The following is a 6840-nucleotide window of genomic DNA, read 5'->3' as shown; positions in this document are numbered from 1 at the left end:
AAAGCTAACTCTATAACTTTATAAGCTGTAGTTGCTGATATTCCAAGTACTGAAGCTAAAAAGCTTACCATCTTCATCTCATTCACCTCCTTTCATGTATATGCTTGTCCGTTAAATAACAAAATTCAACACACAGGTAAAAATTATTATTGTACATAAGATAATTTTAGATATTCTTTTTTTGTTATCTTCAATCTTAGAATAAATTCCGATTGAAATTAAAACACTGTACCATATATAAAATAAGTCAACTTTAAAATAGCTTAAACTTGGTTCTTTAAATACAAATACTATAAGTAAAACTTTTACCAAAAACCCTAGTAGTAATACTATAAAAGATGCTTTACACAAATGATAAATTTGTTTAAACCCTATTGATATAGAAAATATTTTTAAAATCAAATGATATAATAACGTTAAACTTATACAGATTATTACAGGTAATGTTAATCCTGAAATAAATGCTGTTAAGTTTAATATTATTTTTAATGCTAAAATTTGATTTTCTTTAAACATTTGAAATTGGTTAGAAATGGTTCCAATCATAAAATTAACTAGTATCATATCTAATACTAGAAAACTTAATGTCATTATCATGAAATATTTAGTATTTTTCTTTTTTTCATAGTACAAGAAGAATTCGTTAGGTTTGTATAAAAGCTTTAGAAAAATATTAATCAACTCCTTACTTAATATTTAAAATTTTTCCCAATACAAAATTAGTAATATATTACCATGTCATATTATTCACATATTTTGCAATATTTTCACATACTTTAACATTTTTAGGGACGTATACAATATTAACACGTTATAATTATATAATTTGTCAAAATATATATACTTTCTTTGTTTTTTTTTTCGACATTTTATTTTTATTATTTAATACAATTAAATTACGCAATTATAATCATATAAATTTCTTTACAAAAAAATATTAACTTGTACTATATCAGACACTCAAATAATAAATAGAGTCACAAGAATTTATTTAAAATCGCTAAATGTATTTTTTTATCAATTCAAATTTAAATACTATACATAAAAACGTGCTAACTTAAATTAAATCTACATAACTGGCAAAAGCCAATTCATATTACCTCAATTCTTTATAACAGTTAGAATATTGACTATATATCTAGCCTTATATAATTTCTAAAAATTAAAAGCTACAAAACTAGTATTCACAACTAGTCTTGTAGCTTTAATTCTTAAACATTTGCTTTTTTAATTCATTTCGACAAATTTAGACTTACCTTCCACATTGCTTAATATTCCTTTATCATTTACATCTAATAAAGTACCTTCATATTTAATAGTCTTTTTAGTAATAGCATCAGTTAAGCTTTTATTTGAATCTTTTATGAATACTCTGCCTCCAGCAGTTATAAATATATCCTTCTTATCTACTTTTGAGTCTAACTTAATCTTTTGCCACTCACTTACCGATTTATCAACATCTCCATAGATTACTTCCTCTATTTTATCAGCTTTTCCTTTTCCTATAAAAACCGAATTATCACTATGCCCTATTATAATTCCATCACTTAAATTTTTAATCTTAGTTTGTTTAGAACCTGTATTAAGCTTCACCATACTTGTTTGTTCATAAAGTAAGTTGGCATTTATAGGATCAATATCTATTGCGCCTATGCCTACAAGGTTAGATTTAGTCTTTTCTAATTGAGACATAACATTTATTTTATATATATCAGATTTATTAGCCGATTTTCCTATCTTAAAATACATTACGTTAGATGAAGTAGCAAATGCCATATCTTCAATATTATCCTTACTACTAGATAAATTAATTATATCTTTTTTCAAATCTAAGTCAGTAAGCTCCACCTTTTCATCTCTAGATGCATCATATTTATGAATATCTATATAAGGCTTACTTTTAGAAGCCTTTGTCTTTTCAGCTATTATTAGAAAATCTCCGTCAGTTACCCATTTAGTATAATTAACTTCCATGCTTGCTTCTAACTTAACAGTCTTTATATCTCCTTTAGTCCTATCCCCTACCTTTAAGGCTCCATCTTCCATAAATGCAATATAGGTACCATCATGAGACATCTTGATGTCTGTAGCGTCACTAGGAATATTTATATCTTTCATATTACTGATTTTTTTCTTTTCTACCTTTTCAGCCTTAACAGTAGTTTCTCCACCAAGGTATACTTTTTCGAAGTATAAAAACACTCCATTTTGTATTATCAGTGCAATAACAGACCATAGTAAAAATACTCTAAGTTTCTTCATAATCAATCACCTATTTCTCCACATAGAAAGCTGTGGCTACCTTTCTCTCACCAGACCAAACATTCGGTGAGTTGATAACATCTCCATCATAGTACATAGTACTTGAATAACCACCATCAAGCTTCCCAGCATTTACAGCACCTCTAGACATCATTATCTCCTGAACATCATATAAGGTTGCACCTATTTTACTAACACTTTTTCTTCCATCTATAACCAGAAGTAATATAGTTCCATCCTTTTTCTGTCCTATTGCAGTTCTAGGATTAAAGCCATCTTCAAGTTTATTTTTAACTTTGATTTGTCTTTCACCATTAACTACAAGTGGAACTTTATCAAAGCACATAGCTTCATTTACATTAAGGCTTTTCAAATCATTTATACTATAGCTTCCAACTAAAAGCACACCATTTTTAGTTATTGCAATTGAGCTTATAGGGGTTTTATAATCTATATTTTCTTTTGGATATATTACCTTACCTTCAGAAATTACAAATCCACCAGGCACTGCTCCTGTTCCTTCATACATCTTTCCATCAGGAGTTTCGTCACTAAATGCACCACCGTTAATTGCAGCAATAGCATTGTGGTCTTTTGCAAGCTCGCTAGTTTTTTCACCAACTTTACCTAAATACTTAGTCATAGCTACTTTAACTTTTTTAGGATTTTTTATCTCTAGCATATATCCATCGTATTTATCTGTGTGAAAATCATACCTTGTTATGTCATTTCCAGAAGTATTATTTATCTTTATCAAACTTGTATCTTCCTTCATTGCAGAAACAGCAGTATCTGTTTTATCCATCATTTCATTAATAGTAGACTGCGGTATAAACTTAGTTATTAGATAACTATGTCTCGTTGCTAATACCGTTCCCAGAACCATTTTTCTCACATCGCTATAAGGTCCAAATAACAATAGTATAGGTGAAGTTATAACCATAAAACCTATTATATAGACAACAAATAAAGCAAACTTCTTATATGAAAACTTAGTTTTTTTCTTCCTTCTTTTCTTATTCATAACACCAATCCTTTCATCATAAGAATTCAACTTTCTAAATATACCAAAGTAACATTTAGGTTTAATTACATTTTAATTACATATATGAAATTTAATAAATATTTTACTTTTGCTTGTCCATCTCACAGCATGGCTAATATCTGAAATATAATTTTGTAACCAGCTGTTACATAACTATGTTTTCAATCCGTAATCACCAAATAAGTATAGAACAAAGTAAATTAAATGTACATATCTGTATTACATACTATATTAGATATATATCTATATTTTGCATCATTATTCCATATATTATACAATTTCATTAATATAGCACTCTTTTTATTTATTATGCTTCGTTTTATAGATATATCAACTTGATTAAAAATCTATTTTCATGAAGATATCGTACGTCTATAAAGCATATATTTGTAGTTAATTTAGTATAAATTTACATTATTAGGAGGATAGTATGGAAGAAAATATAAGCTTACCTGTACAAGATGAAAAATTAAAAATAGGCTACAAAGATTTATTAACAGAAAAGCAGTTTTTAAAAAACATGACTGCCAACAGCATATCCAGATTTGGAGATGGTATAGATACAATTGCCTTTTCATGGCTTGTCTATCAAGTAACTGGATCAACCGCTCTTGTAGCTGCTTTATTTGCAGTAAATGGACTACCTAATTTATTATTTGGAATGGTTTCTGGAGTAGCATCAAACTATTTTAAAAAGAAACATGTAATGGCTATATGTGATTTAGGGAGAGGCCTTTGCGTAAGTTTAATAGCAGTGCTTTTTATGACAGGAACCCTTAGAACTTGGCATCTTTATGTTGTAACGTTCTTAAACTCCTCCTTTGAATCTTTTAGAGGCCCCGCTTCAACCGCAGCTTTGCCTTCAATACTCTCAAAAGAAAAATTTACTGTAGGAACATCTCTTAGTTCATCATTAGCTAACGCTCTGCAAATTATCGGCCTTTCTTCTGCACCACTTTTCATTGCAGTACTTGGAATTGGAGGAGCAGTTTTAGTGGATGCAGCAACTTTCTTTATTTGTGGATTTATAGTGGTATCACTAAGATATACTGATCACGTAAAGAAGAACACCAATAACAATCCAAAGGTGTATTTTACCGATTTAAAGGAAGGTTTTTCATATGTAATTAAAGATAAGCTCATTTTTAGTATTTGTATTTTTGCAGCAGTTATTAACCTATTAGTCACACCATTTAATGCTTTTCAAGCTCCTTATGTAAAAGAAGTCTTGAGCAAGGGGGCAGAGGCCTTATCATATATGAGCGTTCCTACATTATTAGCTATGTCACTAGGAGGATTATTGGTACCAAGGATTAAAGAAAGACTTGGTTCAAGAAATATGTTTCTGTTAGGGGGCGTATTAGTAGGTCTTACTTATTCTTTATTTGCTGTCCTAGGTTATATCACATCTTATTTAATATACCCAGTGCTTGCAATAAATAGCTTCTTCTTAGGTTTTGGTGTTATTCTAATCAATATGCCCTTACAAATATCTATATTTACTAAAATAGATAGAGAATATTTATCTAGAGTAGGCGCTATAATAAATGCCTTAGTACTTTGTGCTACTCCGTTAGGATCATTTATCTTTGGTATTATTTCATCGGTGGTATCAATTAAGCTATTATTTTTGTCACTTGGAATACTTGTTGTTGTTCTGTTTCTAACACAAATTTTAAATAAATCTCTTAAGAATTTAGATTAACTAATAAGTTTTATTTTACGTAAACAAGGTGATTTAGTATTTTGAGCTATCATAGTACTAAATCACCTTTTAGTTTTATATTATTTTTCATCCACACAATCAGAACCCAATACTCACAATATAATCATAGTGTCCAATACATTAATTTCATTAAAATCACCATAGCAACCTCATTGACATAAATATATAGTATATGGTTAAATATAACAATATCAATAATTAATTTGCAATTAAATTAGTAAAAATTTAAAGTTTAAAGCCATTTGTTACTTTTTTTATAATAGGGGTGATATGTATGATTAATTTAGGCACGAGAATAAAGGTTCTAAGAAAAAAGAAAGGTTTATCTCAATAAGCTTTAAGTAATACTATCTTAAACAGAGTTGTTTTAAGTAGAATAGAAAATAATATGCAGGAACCATCCCTTAGTCAATTAATACATATTGCAAAAACACTAGAAATTTCACTAGATGAACTTGTAAATAATAAAACCTTTGTTAACTATAGCAACAAAAATGATTCCATAGATTTCGTTCAGAATCTATATAACAATGATAATTATTATGACATTACTAAATACTATGACTTAAACAAAGCGGAATTTGATAAAATAGAGAATATAGATAAGTTATTTTATTTAGGAAATTCCTATTATAAGATTAAACTTTATAAAGAGGCCGAGAAGTTTTTAAAAAGATATAAATCCTATTATATAAAGAATGAACATAACTTACAAAACAATAATATAGTAAATTTCTGCACTGCTTTAAATAGTTTATTTGTAATATACAAAAATTGGGATAGCAAAAAAATTGCCTTAGCCAATCTAAAATTAGCTGAATTATACTTAACAAAATTCCATATCGAACAGTCAAGAATAGGACAAAGTATTTTATGTAATATTACAGTACTATATCTATTTGAAAAGCAATATCAAAAAGTTATTGACTATTCTAGTACTATAGAATCCTTATCACCAGAAATATGCTATCCTCAAATAGCTGTCAATGCCTACAAGTCTATGGCTATAGCGTATTACAATTTGGGAAATTATGAAAAATCCATAAAAATCACCAAAAAGGTAATAGCCTTATACTCATTTATAGGCGATGATTATAATAAAAGTATAGCCTATTTCAACTACGTCAATGCATTAATTTATGACCTTAAACTAGAACAAGCCCTTGATATCATAGAAGATTGTAAGAACAAATATAATGGTAATAAGGATTTATTTAATAGATTTTCACTTCAAGAAATGTCCTTATATTTTAATATGAATAAATTTCATAAAGCATTAGATTTATCTACTAAGTTAAATAGAAAATATCTAAAAAAAACTTCTCTTTGCGATATAAATTTTATTCTTGGTCACATTAATTATTTGTCTCAAAATAAAGAAGTTGCTATCACAGCTCTTAAATCATGCGAAAAACATTTTATAGAAGAAATGTATTCCTACGATCTTCATGTAATATATACTGATCTATATTCGATGACTAACGAAGCTATATATAAAGAAAGATTAAACAATATTAATTTTAAGAGAATGCAAAAAAACATAATTATTGACTTGAGCAATATTCCAGGTCAATTTTCACAGCAGTCAGGACCACCCGTCAAACGGGTGGCTTGCTTTAGCCCTATAAGGGCATATTACTGGCCGTGCTACTCGCACGCTGAACGGTTTGCCAACCGCATGCCTTCACAGGCTGCACCTAAAGGTGCTCTATTTTTTGCTTTTCTTTTCTGGCTCACCCGTAAACGGGTCGATATATTCTTTTAAACTTAATTGTTCATATGCTAAATCTTCTTGTATCTGATTTTT

At 28.5% G+C, this 6840-nt stretch carries 3 protein-coding genes and 1 pseudogene; 1 reads left to right on the top strand and 3 read right to left on the bottom strand.

What is annotated here, in order from left to right:
• Positions 1 to 1227 precede the first annotated feature (1227 nt).
• Together J3477_RS22810 and J3477_RS22805 are read right to left on the bottom strand one after the other, a co-directional pair.
• A complete protein-coding gene (locus J3477_RS22810; RefSeq protein WP_206872550.1) occupies positions 1228 to 2262 on the bottom strand; it encodes a hypothetical protein in 1035 nt (344 codons plus the stop codon).
• Between the two features lie 10 nt (positions 2263 to 2272).
• Positions 2273 to 3286 (bottom strand): phosphodiester glycosidase family protein, encoded by a 1014-nt coding sequence (locus tag J3477_RS22805; protein ID WP_206872549.1) that lies wholly within the window; start codon positions 3284 to 3286, stop codon positions 2273 to 2275.
• Positions 3287 to 3737: 451 nt separating this feature from the next.
• Here J3477_RS22805 and J3477_RS22800 point away from each other — a divergent pair, with 451 nt between their 5' ends.
• On the top strand, positions 3738 to 5012 hold the full coding sequence (locus tag J3477_RS22800; RefSeq protein WP_206872548.1) for an MFS transporter: 1275 nt from the start codon (positions 3738 to 3740) through the stop codon (positions 5010 to 5012).
• Between the two features lie 1729 nt (positions 5013 to 6741).
• Here the strand turns inward: J3477_RS22800 and J3477_RS22795 are convergent.
• Positions 6742 to 6840: pseudogene (locus J3477_RS22795) on the bottom strand (IS200/IS605 family transposase); the annotation flags it as partial.

Source organism: Clostridium zeae (assembly GCF_017312485.1).
Lineage (GTDB): Bacteria > Bacillota > Clostridia > Clostridiales > Clostridiaceae > Clostridium_AR > Clostridium_AR zeae.
The sequence above is the reverse complement of the archived record's forward strand: the minus strand, read 5'-3'. Positions and strand labels throughout refer to the sequence as shown.